The organism is Pseudomonas sp. MNR3A (assembly GCF_009650575.1).
Classification (GTDB): domain Bacteria; phylum Pseudomonadota; class Gammaproteobacteria; order Pseudomonadales; family Pseudomonadaceae; genus Aquipseudomonas; species Aquipseudomonas machongensis.
Window position 1 is genome coordinate 212,759 of the sequence record NZ_VZZS01000008.1, and the last position, 16,775, is coordinate 229,533.

Annotated in this window: 5 protein-coding genes; 4 read left to right on the forward strand and 1 reads right to left on the reverse strand. The window is 60.3% G+C overall.

What is annotated here, in order from left to right; all coding sequences use genetic code 11:
- Positions 1 to 46 precede the first annotated feature (46 nt).
- Positions 47 to 2,257, forward strand: coding sequence for a 1,4-alpha-glucan branching protein GlgB (gene glgB / locus F6X62_RS06330; RefSeq protein WP_153772991.1), 2,211 nt, complete (start codon positions 47 to 49; stop codon positions 2,255 to 2,257).
- Between the two features lie 45 nt (positions 2,258 to 2,302).
- On the opposite strand, the gene F6X62_RS06335 is transcribed toward glgB, so the two are convergent.
- Positions 2,303 to 3,379: an autotransporter outer membrane beta-barrel domain-containing protein gene (locus F6X62_RS06335; RefSeq protein ID WP_153772992.1), complete on the reverse strand. Its 1,077-nt coding sequence runs from the start codon at positions 3,377 to 3,379 to the stop codon at positions 2,303 to 2,305.
- Between the two features lie 488 nt (positions 3,380 to 3,867).
- Here F6X62_RS06335 and F6X62_RS06340 point away from each other — a divergent pair, with 488 nt between their 5' ends.
- The 3 genes from F6X62_RS06340 to F6X62_RS06350 are packed head-to-tail and all read left to right on the forward strand — an operon-like array spanning position 3,868 to position 16,715.
- Positions 3,868 to 8,499: an Ig-like domain-containing protein gene (locus F6X62_RS06340; RefSeq protein WP_153772993.1), complete on the forward strand. Its 4,632-nt coding sequence runs from the start codon at positions 3,868 to 3,870 to the stop codon at positions 8,497 to 8,499.
- Positions 8,500 to 8,541: 42 nt separating this feature from the next.
- Positions 8,542 to 13,122 (forward strand): neuraminidase-like domain-containing protein, encoded by a 4,581-nt coding sequence (locus F6X62_RS06345; RefSeq protein WP_153772994.1) that lies wholly within the window; start codon positions 8,542 to 8,544, stop codon positions 13,120 to 13,122.
- Positions 13,119 to 16,715 carry a hypothetical protein gene (locus F6X62_RS06350; RefSeq protein WP_153772995.1) on the forward strand — a complete coding sequence of 1,199 codons (3,597 nt, stop codon included), beginning with the start codon at positions 13,119 to 13,121 and terminating at the stop codon, positions 16,713 to 16,715. The genes F6X62_RS06345 and F6X62_RS06350 overlap by 4 nt, the downstream gene beginning before the upstream one ends.
- Positions 16,716 to 16,775 lie beyond the last annotated feature (60 nt).

The following is a 16,775-nucleotide window of genomic DNA, read 5'->3' on the forward strand; positions in this document are numbered from 1 at the left end:
CTGCGTTACTTTGAAAAATATATGGAATATGGAAAGGGGCAGTGAGATGAATGCATCAACGCGTAGCAACGGCGGCCTTCGCCAACGCGATCTCGACGCCCTGGCGAGCGCCGCGCACGCAGATCCGTTCGCGGTGCTCGGCCCGCACGTCGACGAGGCGGGCGACGAAGTCATCCGCGCCTTCCTGCCAGGCGCCTTGAACGCCCGGGTGTTGGCGCGTCACGACGGGCGCATCCTCGCCGAGATGGAGCAGGGCAGCCTGCCGGGCCTGTTCAGCGCGTACCTGGACGAGCGCCAGCCCTACCTGCTGCAGATCGGCTGGGCCGGAGGCGAGCAGATCACCGAGGATCCGTACAGCTTCGGCCCGCAGCTTGGCGACATGGACCTGTACCTGTTCGCCGAGGGCAATCATCGTGACCTGTCCGGGCGCTTCGGTGCCCAGCCGATCCAGGTCGACGGCATCGATGGCGTGTGCTTCTCGGTTTGGGCGCCCAACGCCCGGCGCGTCTCGGTAGTGGGAGACTTCAACAACTGGGACGGCCGTCGCCATCCCATGCGCCTGCGCCACGATGCCGGGGTGTGGGAGCTGTTCATCCCGCGCCTGGCCGTGGGCGAAACCTACAAGTTCGAAGTGCTGGCGGCGCACGGCGTACTGCCGCTGAAGGCCGACCCGCTGGCACGCGCCACCGAACTGCCGCCCAGCACGGCCTCGAAGGTCGCAGGTGCGCTCAGCCACGACTGGCGCGACCAGCAGTGGATGGAGCAACGTGCCCAACGCCATGCCTATAGCGCACCGTTGTCCATCTACGAACTGCACGCCGGCTCCTGGCGCTGCGAGCTGGACGAAGCCGGTGAGGTTGCGCGTTTCTACAACTGGCGCGAGCTGGCCGAGCGTCTGGTGCCCTATGTGCAGGAGTTGGGTTTCACCCATATCGAGCTGCTGCCGATCATGGAGCATCCCTTCGGCGGCTCCTGGGGCTACCAGCCGCTGTCGCTGTTCGCGCCAACCTCCCGCTACGGCAGTGCGGAGGATTTCGCCGCCTTCATAGATGCCTGCCACCAGGGCGGCATCGGCGTGATCCTCGACTGGGTGCCGGCGCATTTTCCCACCGACGAACACGGCCTGGCGCGCTTCGACGGCACCGCACTGTACGAGTACGACAACCCGCTCGAAGGTTTTCACCAGGACTGGAACACGCTGATCTACAACCTTGGCCGCAATGAAGTGCGAGGCTTCATGCTCGCCTCGGCGTTGCACTGGCTCAAGCACTTCCACATCGACGGCCTGCGCGTCGATGCCGTGGCCTCGATGCTGTACCGCGACTATTCGCGCAAGGCTGGCGAGTGGGTGCCCAATCGCCATGGCGGCCGTGAGAACCTCGAGGCGATCGACTTCATTCGTCAGCTCAACGACATCGCGCTGCACGAGGCGCCCGGTGCGCTGATCATCGCCGAAGAGTCCACTGCCTGGCCGGGTGTCAGCCAACCCACGCAGCAGGGCGGCCTGGGCTTCGCCTACAAGTGGAACATGGGCTGGATGCACGACACCTTGCACTACATCCAGAACGATCCCGTGCACCGCGCCCATCACCACAACGAGATGAGCTTCGGCCTGATCTACGCCTACTCCGAGCATTTCATCCTGCCCATCTCCCACGATGAAGTGGTGCACGGCAAGCACTCGCTGATCGACAAGATGCCCGGCGATCGCTGGCAGAAATTCGCCAACCTGCGCGCCTACCTGACGTTCATGTGGATGCACCCGGGCAAGAAGCTGCTGTTCATGGGCTGCGAGTTCGGCCAGTGGCGCGAGTGGAACCACGACCAGCAACTGGATTGGTACCTGTTGCAGTATTCCGAGCACCAGGGCGTGCAGAAGCTGGTGGGCGATCTGAACCGGCTCTACCGCGAGCTGCCGGCCCTGCACGAGCAGGATTGCCAGCCCCAGGGCTTCCAGTGGCTGATCGGCGACGACGCTGCCAACAGCGTATATGCCTGGCTGCGCTGGAGCAGTGCCGGCGAGCCGCTGCTGGTGGTGGCCAACTTCACCCCGGTGCCGCGTGAGGGCTATCGCATCGGTGTGCCGTTCGGCGAGCGCTGGGTCGAGTTGCTCAACAGCGACGCAGAGCTGTATGCCGGGAGCAATGTCGGCAATCTTGGGGCGGTGGCCGGCGAGGCGGTGGCAAGCCATGGGCAGCCGCTGTCGCTGGCTTTGAATCTGCCGCCTTTAGGGGTTCTGGTCATGAAGCCCGCCTGATGTCGCGGCGCATCCTCCTGGAGGAGGATGCGCCGTACTCGTTGATCACCAGCGCATCCGCACCCCCAGACTGCCAATCAATCCGTTCAGGTCATTGTCATCCACATCACTGCTGTAGTCGGCACTGACGAACAGCGCCACCGTCGGCGTGACCCGCGCCACCAAACCCAGGCCCAGTTCCACGGTCGCTGCACTGCGCGAGCTGGAGATCTTGTCGACCTGATCCAGTTTCACCGCATCGCTGTCGTTGAAGTCGTACCAGACGTTGGTCCGCACGTAGGGTTCGATCGGCATGCCGCGCACTTCGTAGCGCCCCGACAGTTTCGCGCCCACCCGGCCACTCCAGCTCGGCTGGCTGTCGAATGCCTGCAGGGTTTCGGCCTGTGCCTGGTTACCGGGGAAGAACTGCTGGTTGATCAACTGCGCCTGCGGCTCGATCACCCAGTGGTTGCCCAGGCCGATGGGGAAACCACCCTCGACCGAGAAGGTCATCGCATGGCCGCTGTCGTCCAGGCGCTGGCCGCTCTGGCTGCGGCCGTTGACGTCGATGCGCGTGCCCATGGCCACCGCATCCACATGCCAGCCCTGGTCGTGGGTCATGCTCCAGTAAACGCCCAGGCTCTCGCCGCTGAGGTTGACCGCGTTGCGCTGCTTGTCACCGAGCAGCGGACGCATGCCGTTGAAGCTGCTCTGCAGAGTGTTGTGGCCGACGAACACCCCGGCGCGGTGCACGTTGCCGCTGGCGGTCTCGCGTACGAACAGGTCCGGGCCGATCATCAATTGCTGGCTGGGCGCCTCCAGTCGGGCCGGTGGCGCGGAGGCCGGTTGCGCAGCGCCGGGGAAGAATTGCGCCCATTGGCTGGCGACCAGGTCCATCGGCACGTCCCCGTGGAGCGCGCTCATGCGCTCGGAGAACGCCTGCAGGGTGCCCATCCCCAGACCACTGGCGCTCATCGGATTGAGCGACAGCAGCGGTACCGCCGGTGGCTGCATCAGGTTGGCAAAAGGGGTGTCTTCGTCAAGACCAAGCGCAAAGGTTTCCACCGGGGTTGCCAGAAGCAGCGACGTGGAAACCGCGCAGAACAGCCGGTCGAAGCGCAAAGGGTTCGATGCTCGTTTCATGGCGGATCTCCTGTTTCTTGTGGGTAACAGCCAAGGCCTGGCCTGTTGTCACGAGCTGTACGACACGAAACAGGGGGCGACACAAACCAGCACGCGGAAGTCTGCTGGCGCGCGTAAAGACGCGGGCCAGAGAGCTCGGCGCGAAGTTTTCGCAGTGGACGTTATGTTCAGCTAAGGAGAGCGGAGGCATTGCGTCAAGAAAATGTTGGCGGGATAAGAAAATTGTGTTGTGACAGGTAACTCGCTGAATGAAAACGTGATTATTGTTCGTTTAGCAATGGGGGTTCTTTGCCTGGGTTTGGTTATGCCGAAACATTGCTAGCCGAGGTTTTGCTGTATCGGCAGTCCTTTCCCGGCTGGCTACCTGTTATTTCTGTCAGTTTCGTGCGGGCGTATTTGTATCTAGCATCCAGTGACATCCACGAAAGGGCCACCGTATATACAGGCCTGCTTCGTTCGCTCACGCTAAGCACCGCCCGGGGGACGCCATGGCTAAACGCCAGAGCCGCAAACAAGTTGGTCTGCTTGAGAGACTGCTGGACACCGAGCCGGGAATCAAAGTCAAAATCGCCCCAGCGACCCTGGAACAAGACTCGATCATCGACCTGCAGTGCAAGACGACCGATGCGCTGATGGCGCATTATCCGGGCTTGCACAGCGACGAAGCCCGGCGACTCAAGGGGCGTCTGAATGTTGCAGCAGCGGCGGTGATGCGTGCTTTCCGGGAAAAGCGCCTGAGTGCCTCGGCGCGCCGCCCCTCCGATGAGCTGAGGGGCCCTCTGGACTTGTCCAGAGGCCCCACCTTCGAAAATCAGTTCTTGCCCAGTTGGGGCAATAACGCACATCCGCAAGCCGTGGATGCCACCACCTCGCCAGTGGCCTACCTCATCGATCTACTGACGTTCATTCAGGAGCACGTCGAGGCCCAGGGCGATGCCGATATGATCCTGACGCTGAAAACTCGGCGCCCTGATCTGTTCGAGCGCCTGATCGATGAGGCGTTCATGAACCGTGAACTGCCGCAGGTCGAGGTGATCATCCATGTCCTGGAACAGCTGATCGAAGAGCATCGCCAGCAAGCGGACAGTGACCGCACAGCGACTGAAGACAAGCTGCTCAAGGTTCGCTATCCCATCAAACAGTTCCCCTATGAAGCGTATTGGGAGCAGATCCACACGGTGCTGTCGCATAACTCGCTGCTGATGGGCGATGTGGCACGCCTGTCGGATATCGACAGTCCTTACTTCATCCAGGCCGGCGCGCATTCACCCTGGTCCGATGCCGCGCTGCAGCAGGAAGCTACGCTTGGCCCGGTGCTGCGTGCCCTACTGATCGAGGTTCCCTACTTCGGCACCGCGGCGTCGCAGGGCGGCAATGCGCAGAGTCCTGGGCCAAAGACACAGGCCGATGAGTCCGGGGAGCGGTACAAGGCGTTCTACGAGGACAATTTCGGAGTACCGAATGCCATGCACCTGCATAAGGTGGTGAGCTTCTGTCAGGTGCTGCAGATCAGTCAGGACGAGATGGAGTCGTTGTTCGGCCTGGCGGCCTATGCGCCCACGCGTTCCGACAACGTGACCCGCAATGTGCTGGCCGAGGAGGTATCGCCGGCCCTGTTCGTCGCGCGCTTTATCAACAGCGGCGGGGCCGCGCCGGTTGGGGTTGTCAGCGATGCGCAGGACCCACAGCGGCACACCTTCGAAAACCTGTCCGACATGCGTTTTGACCGCATCCAACGCCTGGTGCGCGTGGCCACCGCGTTGAAGCTGACCTATGCCCAGGCCGACCAGGTGGTGTGTGCGGCAATCGATGCGGAAAAGCGCGCGGTCGCCGAAGTCAGGCGCATCAAGTCCGATGACTCGCCGCTATGGATGACGGTCAATACCCATCGGGCCTTGGGTGTGTTCCAGTTCTTGCGAGAGCGCTTTGCCTGCAGCGCTGAAGACTTTTCCGTTCTGCTCTCGGATATGGCCGTTCACGGCATCGGCGCGACTGCGAGCCATTTCGACCGGGTATTCAACAGCGACCCTACTTCGCGTCTGGTGCTCGACGGCAGCGACTTCAGCCTCTCGGGAGACGATGTCGCGAGCAAACGTACCGTCGACCAGTTATGCCGCGGGCTGGGCATCAACGTGCAGACGTTCCGTTACCTGTCGCGTCTGGTGATGCAGGGGCAAGGGGGCGACAAATTGCAGCGCTCTGTGCGCGTGGTCAGTGCCTTCTACCGCGTGACGATGCTGGCCCGTCTGCTTTCGATCACCACCATCGAGCTGCTGGCACTGTTGGAAACCCTGAGCCCCGAGGGGCTTTATGCCTTGCAGCTGGGGGGAGCACCGCAGAATGCCATGTACCGCAGTTTTGCCCAGACCGACACCCTTAGCGTCATCCATGCCATCAGCCACTGCGTGCTCTGGTGTCAGGAGCAGGACCTGCCGATCAGCTGGCTCGTGCAGCAGTTGCTGCCGGTCGAGACGCCCGATGTGGTGCCCCAGGAAATCTCTGCACTGTTCGGCGAACTCAAGACTCAGTTGCTACCTTTCCAGGCCTTCGAGCAGGCCTTGCTGGATGCCGGTGTTGTGGCCCTGCCCGCGGGTGAGTGGTTGAAAGCCTTGGAGCAGGTCGTCGATGAGAACGGCCTGCTGGCGGACACTGGCGACCCTGAACAGGACTTCGACCCTGAGCAGTACGAGCAATTTGCCGAGCGGGAAGTCAAGACCGCGGTCGATCAGTTGGCCGGCGCCGACCATGGCCAGTTGGCGGATATGGATAGCGCTGAAAAGGAGCGCCTGACCGGCATTATTCTCGGCGTGGTCCTGCGCATTCGTTCGCAGCAATGGGGCGTCGTTCAGCAGAGTCTTTCACAGCTTCTGAGGGTCAATGCCGACATGGCGATCCCGATGGTCTACTGGGCCGAGGGCACAGTGCACCAACTGCTGGAGAGCGCGGTGGCCTTCGACCCGCAGCAATCCCAGTCCGATACCATGAAGGCCATGCTGGGGCTGGTGCAGCGGATGCAGCGCTGCGCACAAATCGCGACACGTTTCGAGTTGACGCCCACCTTGTTCTCCAGCCTGCTGATACGCGCGCATCGCGCCCGGTTCGGCATCGACGCCTTCGAATTATCCTTGCACACGCTCTACCATCTGGAACGCTACGCCCGTGGCCTGCGCCTGGCCAAGCAATCGGAAGCACAGCTGCTGGGCTATTTCTCGGCAATCGAGGAATTGAAGGATCTGAGCGCAAATGAACAGCGCCTGCTCAGGGACGCGGCGGCCCAGCGTATTGCGGCCTGGTTGGGCTGGGGGATCCGTGAGGTGCTGGACGTGGCTGCCCGGGTCTCGCCGGATGGCATCATTCGCGATCTGACTCAGTTGCGCATCGTGGTCGACACCAAGCTGCTGAGCGACACCACGGGGCTGAGTGCTGAATCACTGATGAAACTCAGCAGGCTGACCGCCTATTCGGGCACGCAGGACTATCGCGATGCCGCACAAGAGATGCTCAGCAGCCTTGAGAGCGACAGCGCGGAGCGCGGCAACGAGGCAGAGCTGCGTCAGAGCCTGGCCTCGCGCTGCACCGTGAGTGAAACACGCCTGATCGCACGCGCGCCTGATCAGGAAACCACGGTGGCCTTGAAACTGCTCGATATGAACAACGAGCCTGTTTCAGATATTCGCATCACCTGGTCCACCGATCTCGGGATTTTGCAGTCCCATTCCAGCTACACCGACGAGGAGGGGGTGGCCACGGTGCGACTGCAGGCAGGTATGAAGATGGGCAGCGCCCATGTGCAGGCCAGCTACCTGCTCGATGGCAAGGCGTTCGCGCCGCCGGTGGTGATCGACTGTGACGAAGAGACGGTGCGCGTGCGCAGTATCGAAGGGCGACCGGGTAACACGACGCCCCTGGAGCTCGCAGGCGGACAAGGCATTTATCGCCTGGCCGCCTTGCTTGTAGACCGTTATGACAATAATGGGGTGGATCGTCTGGTCAATTGGTCTACCACCATCGGCTACTTTGTGGACAACACCGGTGAAACCCTGACGGATCACACCGGCTACAGCCGGATTGCGCTAAGAAGCCGGGAGCCAGGCTCGGGCGTGATCCGTGCGTGGTACGCAGGCAAGCCCGATGACGTCACAGTGGTGCAGGTTGGCTTCGCCGACAGGCCCTACGTCAATTCGCTCGTACTGCAATCTGCATTGGTCGTGGACGAGCCGATCACGGTTCAGGCCAAAGTCCTGGGGCTCGATGGTGAGCCGGTCGTTGGTCAGGCGATGTCCTGGTCGTGTGAAGGGGGCGAACTGGTCAGTGCCGACCAAACCTCTGATGCAGCCGGGCTGGGTAGAGCCGTACTGCAGGTCGGTACGGCTCGTCGGGTGAAGGTGACCGTGACCCTCAGTACTGCCGACGAAACCGCAGAGGCCTATCACAGCAAGGATCTCGAGTTCGACGTGCTTGCCGATGCGACGTTACGGCAGCACAGGAAGATCGGGAGCTGGCCGTTGGCCGATGGCATCAGCACGGTGGAGTACGAAATCCATATCGCCACGACCGAAGGGATCCCCGTGGCGCGTTACCCCATCACCTGGAGCGTCAGTGAAGGTGGCACTCGTGCGGCCGAGCCCGCTGTCAGCTTGACAGGCAGCGATGGTATTGCCCGCTTCGATCTCAAAAGCACCACGACTGGCCAGCGCAGGGTAACCGCGAGCTGGGGCAAGGAGCAGTCCCATTCCTTCGAACAGGTGACTTTCATCGAGCCTCTCGGGTTGATGATCGAATTCGACGGCAAACCTTTGGAGGGGGAGATCGTCTTTACGCCGCCTTCCGAAGGGGAAACGACGCACACCTTGACCTATCGCCTAGCTGCCGGCCATTCGCTGATCGGCCAGCAGATGTCTCTTCACGTCAGTGGTCGCAACTCGGCAGCTTCGTTGGGCTTGGTGATCTCGCCTGCGCCGGGTGCCGACAACGAACTGGGCAACGACGGCGTGACCTGGACCATCACCAGTCGCCCCGTGGCCCTGAAGACGGATGTAGAGCTGAAGTTCGGATTCTCCTATGACGCCGCTTATCCGTCGAACCTGACCGATGTCGTCATCAAGGGAGTACGGAAATGACTGCCGCGCCTTCGACTTTCGAGCTTTTGCAGCGAGGCCCACATGAAGACTGAATTGAGCCACCGACTCGCGGAACAATGGCGCGACGCACTGAGTGCGTATGCCATTCACCACGTACTGCCGGACAAGCTGCAAGCCGGTAGCCTGGGCATGATGACGGCCGATCACCTGGACCGTTACCTGATGACCGACACCCAGGTCAGCGCCGAGGTCACCACGTCTGCGTTGGCCGAGGCAATCGCGTGCGTCCAGACCTACGTCAATGCGATCCTCAACAATATCGAACAGGGCTACGGCAAGGATTTCGCTCCCGGGTTGACCCTTTTCTGGCAGCAGGCCATGTCGACCTACTCGTTATGGGCGGCCTACCAGATGATGGAAGACTACCCGGAAAACTATATCCGGGCCGACTTGCGCCTGGACAAGACGGAGCTGTTCAAAACCCTGGAGAACGACCTGGCGCAGGGCCGGATCGATGATGCGGGTGTTCAGAAGGCGCTGCTGAACTATCTGAAACGTTATGAGTTCCTGAACAACATCCGAGTCCAGGCCGGTTACATCGACTATCGCGAAGGACACCGCGATGAGGGTCGGTTCCCGGGGTATGGCTACGCCAACGCGGATTACTACTTGCTGGGCAAGGACAATGCGACGCCTTGCGCCTATTACTGGCGCAAGGTCCAGGTCCGTCTGGACGAGGCCTCCACGTATATCCAGCCCGATGCGTGGACGGAATGGAAACCGGTGAGCATTCCGCCGGGCACGACAGTGTTGCAGATGTGTCCGGTGTTGTTCGGTGGTCGGTTGCATGTGATCTGGTGGTACTTCACCGCACCGACAAAGGTCCTCGGTGAGAACGGTGAAACAACCGACAAGCGTTCGTATGCACTGACCCTGGATATCATTCATCTTGGACTCGATAACCAGTGGACTACCCCGGAGCCACTGTGGAAGTACGACGTCGAAGTTACCGGCCCTGACACCCCGTCGCAGATACCGCCTGAGGTGGAGAGGTTCAGAGTGATGGCGGTTGCGGCGGGGCGCGTGAACGGCGATGACGATCAACTGTTCGTTTCTGTTCACCAGACCTCGAACGATGAAGCCTGGGCGGAGAAGTTCGTCCTTCAACGGGATGTCTTGAAACGTGGTACTGAGCGGGCTATCGACTCTGCTGCCAGCGAAGCCCTTTCTCGGCGATTCACCGGGAGTGCGGGCCGCTTGCCCTTTTCGCAGCGTATTGCAGCGGTTGATGCCGAGGTGAAAAGCATCAAGGGAAGTGGCAATCCTTACATTGCACTCGATGCTGAGTTCGAGCAGGGCTTGTCGGGGCGTTCACTACGAGTACGTGCGCGCTCCAGCGAGTTGCGCACGGTTGCTAAGGTTGTGGTCTTGTCGATTGACCGAATGATTCTTTATTACAACGGCATTCTCTTTGATTTCCAACTTCAAGCCTTTGAATCACAAGGTGTAACTTATCTTGCTTTTACTGCCGTTACGTTTGGGGCTCCGAACTTTGAGTCCGTCACACTCCAGCATGATCGAAAAGACGTGGCTGTATTGAAACGGTCCGACTTTTCTAGCCATTCTTTCGCCAGCCTTTTTAAGGCTGAGGCAAAGATCGATGTGCCGGAGTTTTCGCGTCCATTTACCAAGGAGTACATCCGTGAAGGCATGGGTTTCACGGTCATTGTCGACGAAACGGCGGGCGTGGCGCTGGTGGGGGCGGGAAACCGAAGCGTTCTTCTTAACGAGAATGTCTGTTTGCCGGAAGTGAAACTCGTACATAAGCAAGGCGAGAAATCGACAACCTGTTGGTCGGGGCTCTGGGTTCTCAATAGGCATGCCGTCAGCACCTGGAGCCGTCTGGAGAACGTTGCTGCGACTGGCTCGGCAACCTTCGAAGTTACCGCCGCTGGTGAAGCAACCGCCACCTTCACGGTTAACTGGGGCGCCATCTCGAGTCTGGCCGATACAACGATTCCGTATATTCACCAACAGTCCGACGGTAGCGACTTCCTCGTCTTCGATGCCATTGGTGGCAAGAACGCCCCCTTGGCCGTGCGGCTGAACTCCCAGCATGTTACCGATCTGATCAATCGCGCCGAAGCCTCGCCCGAGGCTGTGTTCGCCTGGGATGCGCAGCACCGGCAGGAGCCGGCATACCGCAAGGAGCTGGCCGGCACGGTGTATCAGGGTTGGCATCCCAGTGCGGCGGACCCGTTGCTGCACATGTTCGATGCCTATGGCAGCTACTTGCGTGAGCTGTTCTTCCATGTCCCTCACCTGATCGCATCACGTCTGCAGGAGGAGGAGCGCTTCGCTGATGCCCGGCGCTGGCTGGGGCTGATCTTCAACCCGTACCAGAAGCAGCCGCCCAGGGCGACCCCGGGCCCTGACTACTGGAACTGCGCCTGGTTGCTTCAGGACGACACCGAGGCGGCAGGTCTCGACCACGAATTGATCGAGCCCCATGTCATCGCGCTGCGCGCGCCGTCCCATTATCGCAAGGCAGTGTTCGTGCAGTATGTGAACATGCTGATCGGCGAAGCCGACCAGCACTATCGCTACCAGACCCGTGACGGCCTGGCCCACGCCTGGCTGTTGTACCGCATGGCCGCGGACCTCATGGGAGAGGTGCCGGATGCGCGGGCGATCAATACCTGGCAACCCAAAACGGTCCGCGACGTGCTCGCTGTCGGGCCGGCCGACATGCCGTTGGCCGCTAGTGGCCAGGACATCGTCCCGGCCAACCTGCCCAAGCAGCTGTCCACCTTCTTCTGGGCTGGGGTGGCGGCACATCCGGCTTTCCGCTTGCCGGTCAATCAGCAGTTGCTGGACATCTGGCAATTGCTGGCGGAGCGCTTCTACAACCTGCGGCACTTCCTGACCCTCGATGGACGCCCCATGGTGCTGCCACTGTATGCACCACCTGCGAACCCCTTCGATTTGCTGATGGCACGCATGGGGGGCGGTACCAACCTGTCGCATCTGATGGGCCAGCGCACGGTGGTGCCGCCGTATCGTTTCCGTACTCTGATCGCCAAGGCTCATGAGGTGGTGGCGACCCTGACCCAGTTCTCCGAGCAATTGCGTGTCCTCATGGAGCAGGAGGAGCGCACCGGGCTTGAAGCGTTGCAATACCAACATGCCGCCGAGATCGCCGGATACACCATTGCCATCCAGGAACAGTTGCTCGAGCAGCAGCAACAGCAGGAAGGGGTATTGCTCAAGCAGGCGCTCTGTGCCGAGGCTCGGCAAGCCCACTACACCAAGCTGGTCGAAGAGGACATCTCTGCTCTGGAAATCGAGACGATGGTTGTCCATAACTCAGGTGGGTTAATTAATTCCTTCGGTACCAGCGCGATGAGCGCCTACTACGCGACACAGATGGTGCCCAGAATCTTTGGAATGGCGCAGGACACAGGGGATAAGACCTCCCCGATGATGAGTGTTGCTCAGCTTTCGTTCTTGGCAGGGAGTGCGTTGCAGATCTCCGGTGACATCATGCGCGAGACGTCAGTCTACAAGCGTCGCCGACAGGATTGGGAACTGCAGGCAACCTTGGCCCGCAAGGACATCGATGTGATCGCCGAGCAGAGCAAGGTACAAGCCTGCGCAACCCAGGCCGCGAGGAACTCGCTCGATCACAGCCGCAAGGTGTTGGACCAGGCCCAGCAGATGTACGCCTTCTACCAGAGCAAATCGACCAACGTATCGCTCTATCGCTGGCTGCGTTCGCAGGTGACCGCCTGGCATGCAACGTTGTTCGATGTCGCGGTGGGCTTGTGCAACAGTGCCGAAGCCTGCTGGCAGTACGAGACGGGCAACTATGACAAACGCATCGTACGTACCTCGGTCTGGCAGGCCGATCGGCATGGCCTCAATGCTGCAGGTGAACTGCGGCTGGACCTGCATCGCCTGGAGGCCGAAGCGTTGTTGCGCAATGAGCGTCATCTGGAACTGCGCAAGACCGTGTCGCTGCGTGCACTGATCGAAGAGGGCCTGGTCTTCGACAAGAATGGGGCTGCGCTTGGTGACTGGCCGGCGCTGCTCGAGGCGCTGGCCGAGAACGGCGAACTGGATTTCAGCCTTAGCGAAACGCTGTTCAACCAGGATTACCCCGGGCATTACCTGCGGCGCCTGCACAGCGTGGCGCTGTCGCTGCCTGCTTTGCTGGGGCCTTACCAGAACATCCGCGCCACATTGACCCAGACGCAGAGCCGGTTGTTGACCAAGGCCGATATCGAAGGGGTGAAGTACCTGTCGCCGCAGCTGGACCAGGGTGAAGGGGATGGGCGCTACGTCATGCGAAGTTTGCGACCCAGCCAACAGGTCTGCCTGTCGTCGGCCACGCAGGACATCGGGTTGGTCACGGCCCCCGAGAGCGATGACCGTTACTTGCCGTTCGAAGGCACTGGCGCCGTCTCCGACTGGAACCTGAAGTTCCCGCGAGTTGCCCGGCAAACCGAACTGCTCCAGGGGCTGAGCGATATCGTCATGGAGGTGCGCTACCTCGCACGGTATGGCGGTGCACTGTTCGAGCAACAAGTCGAGGCGTTGTTGTCGGAAGACGCGGCCGGGAGTTTTGCACGTGCCGTCCAATGGGGGGGAGAAGGATCATGAGCAATAGTGATGAGGTGCAGGGTATCCGGTCGATTTCGACGCGTGCGCAAAGCCTTACCAAAGGGCATGACTTTCTTAAGGATCCCTTCATTCAGAAGCCAATGGAAAGCGCTGGCCTCGAAGGTGTGTGGTTCTCCGAAGAGAAAGACAGCTATGAGCTTCGTGAAAACGATGCCAGGGACGGCACGTACCTTTCACTTTTCCAGGAGGGTCGGCTCTACCAGGACTTCAGTTTGCCCGAGTGGGTTGCACAGGGATATGCCTTGGGCTGCCAGTACAACGTCTTGTACTTCACCGACAGTTGCTGGCTCAGGGTCTACGCACTCTCGGGCGGTTCGCAAGGCCAGATTATTCATGAGCAAGCGCTCAAGAACCCGGAGACCGCCGAGCAGGCTGACGAACAAGATCCCAGACCCGAAGCCGAACCTACCTGGCATACGTTGACGCCCAAGATCATCGATATACCCCCGGGCGTATCGACAATACGTGTGGCGTTCGAAACCCCCGTTGGCACGAGGGCGACGGAACTCAGCCTGCGCAACATCATTTCCGAAGTGCACCTGGCACCCTTCGAAGGGAGCGTGTTGCTGTCGCCGGGACCTGATCAGCCATCGCTTGCTCCGCAAGCCCAGCCACCGTTCAAACTGTGCCATGGCGCCACGTACAGCCTGCACGTCAGCGATGCCTGGCAGGGGCAGAAGCTGAGCGTGCTGTGGCCAGGGAATCCCGATACGTCACCCACGACATACGGGCTGACTACGAATCCGTCGCTGAATATCGACGACAGCGACGAGGAAAGCCGCTATCCGCAACCGGAGGCCGGGACCAGTACCTGGAGCTTGAGTGCGAGTGCGGCAAAGGAGGTGATGTCCGGCGCGCTACCGCTGGGCCTGGGTAGCTACTGGCGGGCCGAAAAGCATGAGCTCCAGGCGCAGTTGGGGGATTTTCGCTATGAAGTGAGTGAGGTGGCCTGGGATGGCGTGGTGCCGGTGCTGGAGTGGGGTATCAGTACCCGGTTGACCGCAACGCTGGGCAACCTTGTCGCATCAGCGCGAACGATCGTTGGTCACAATGTGGATTGGTACCTCGACGATGTGCTCTACAAGACTGTCCCAACGGATGAGCAGGGCAAGTCGACACTTGAATTCATCCCTGAGCAAAAGGAGGGTGTCGACTTCTACACCGCCGAGCTCAGCGCCCGATGCACTGATGGCCTTGGCGCAGAAAGCGACAAACTACAAGCTATCCCTGTGTACTCCCGCTCACCGTGGTCGGCCCAGTTCGACGTGTTGTTCGACGACAGGCCAATCACTGATTTCGATGAGGTCAACCTGGTGCTGGACAGTGTCGGCGAGCATACGTTGACCTTGAAGCCCAAGTCTGCGGACAACTTTTTCATAGGCGAACAGGTGGCCTTGGGTTGGCCAGGAGGCACACCACAGCTGGACATTACCTTCAGCCCGAGCGAACCGCAGGAAATGACTGCTGCTGGTGTCAGTTGGACCATCATGCCTGGTGTAGAGCGGGATCATTTCACGCTCGAAGTCATCACGCCGACGCTGAGTTTGCCCCTGTCACTCAAAGGCTTGCGCCTATCGCCCAACCTCGAGGACGAGATCGAGCTGACGCTTGCAGACGCTGTGCCGGCAAACCCCGCGCTGTTCTGGCGCGAGGAGACGCAGACGCTGAAGGTCACCCTGAAACCCGGCAGCCCGCTGGCGAAGATGAAAACAGAAGCTTGGCTGACCTTCACCGACGGCAGCCTGAAACCGACCAGTGTCGTTGCCGCGCCCAGTTACGGTGAGCGGCGGGCGATGTTGGAGGATGGGTTGAGCTGGACTCTGACCAGTGCGCAGGTGAGTGGCACCTTTGGGGTGCAGGTTCACATGCAGGGCTTTGACAAACCGATGGTCGTCGACACTTGCGTGCTGATGTCCCGGGCTTTGGCGGACGAAGCCGAGCTGATCTATGACGATGAGCGTGGCACTGACGAATCGACCTGGATATTCCGGCGCATGGTGCCGTCCTACGTCGGGGTCAAGCCAAAAAACGGGAGCCCGTTGGCTGAAAGTGGTTTGAAGGTCAAGTTGACGTTTGTGGAAGATGACCTGGCGCCGGAGCAGATGGAGGCCTATCCGGACTACGAGGCTGAGCAGGGGTTCACGGAGGGTGAGCCGCAATGGGAGATGCTGGGCAAACAGGCAAGCGGTGTGTTCGGGTTGGCCATTCATGTGGCGGGTTTCTCGAAGCCCCTGGTGACGGGCAGTTGCTTGCTGCTGTCGCTGCGCATGGAGGATGAGTTCGACGTGTTGATAGATGCGGTGCCTCTGGTCGAGCCGCTGGTTATTCAATCTAAAGCAGAGCACACGTTGAGTATCGTGCCGAAAATGGGCAGTCCGCTAGAGCGAGAATTCCTGAGCGAAGCATGGATCGAGTACGTCGACGGAAGTTTGCCCCAGGCGCAGCTGATTACGCTTCCGACTTACAACGACAGACGACCGATATCCACTGCAGGCCTGAGCTGGAAGTTGACCGCCGAAGCTCCGGGCACATTCGGGTTGAGCATTCAGACAGGTGCGTTTCCAGCACCACTGACGTTGACCTCGGGCGGTGCTTTGTCGCAAGACCTGACAGATGAAGTGGATGTGAAGGTAGAGGGGCGCGTTGTCGACGATCTGTTGGTGTTTCGGCGTTCGGTGGGTCAGACCGTTGTGCTCGTGCCGAAGCCTGGTAGCACCCTGGCAAACCTTGAGCAAGAGGCATGGATGACACTCTCCGCAGGCAGTGTGAAGGAAGGGGATGTATCGGCCTCTCCCGATTTTGGTGCGCCAAGAGTGATGTCTTCCGAGGGGCTGGAGTGGGAGGTGACGGGGGGCGACCTCAGTGGACAATTCTCCTTGGTTTTTCATGTCGCGGGTTTTTCGACCGTTCGGACACTGCCGACATGTGTACTGTTATCCAGCAAATTGGCAGATGAAGCAGCGGTGATCTATACACCCCATTTTCCGTCTGATCCGCAGGTATTCTATCGCGAGGAGTATCTGGCATTGACATTGGTGGCCAAGTCGGGAAGCCCGTTACTTGCTACCCGCCCCTCGGCCTGGATGGAATTTAAGTCGCCGACGCTGAAAGAGGACGACATGTGGTCATTACCCGCGTTCGGCTCAAAAGTAATACTTTCACAGGCGGGGGTGTGTTGGAATACGCGAGGTCGCGAGGCCAGTGGTCATTTCAACTTGACAGTTCATGTCGACGGCTTCGATAAGTCGATAACGGTCGTGCCGAATGTGATGCTGTCCCGCAGCGGTGCTAACGAATTACTTCTTAGGTTGACGAGCACCGGCCCGGATATACAACTTGTCGCGGTCCCCGTTGAGGGTAGTCCACTTGCCAATCACGCTTATTTAGTATCCTTGTCGAGCAGTCCAGATCCAGGGTTCGTGCCAACTCCACCATTCAATGTAACTAGGGTGTTGAGAAGCTCAGGTCTGTCGTGGAACCTGGGCCCTCCTCCTGGTACGGTCCCGATACTGACCATTGGAGGCCCCGACTTTCCGTGCCCGCTTTCCTTTCCATATATCCGGCCGCGTTAACGGTGCGATTAAAGAGGGATTTGCAAAAGCCGCTCTTGGCCTTTTGACAAATGACGAGCG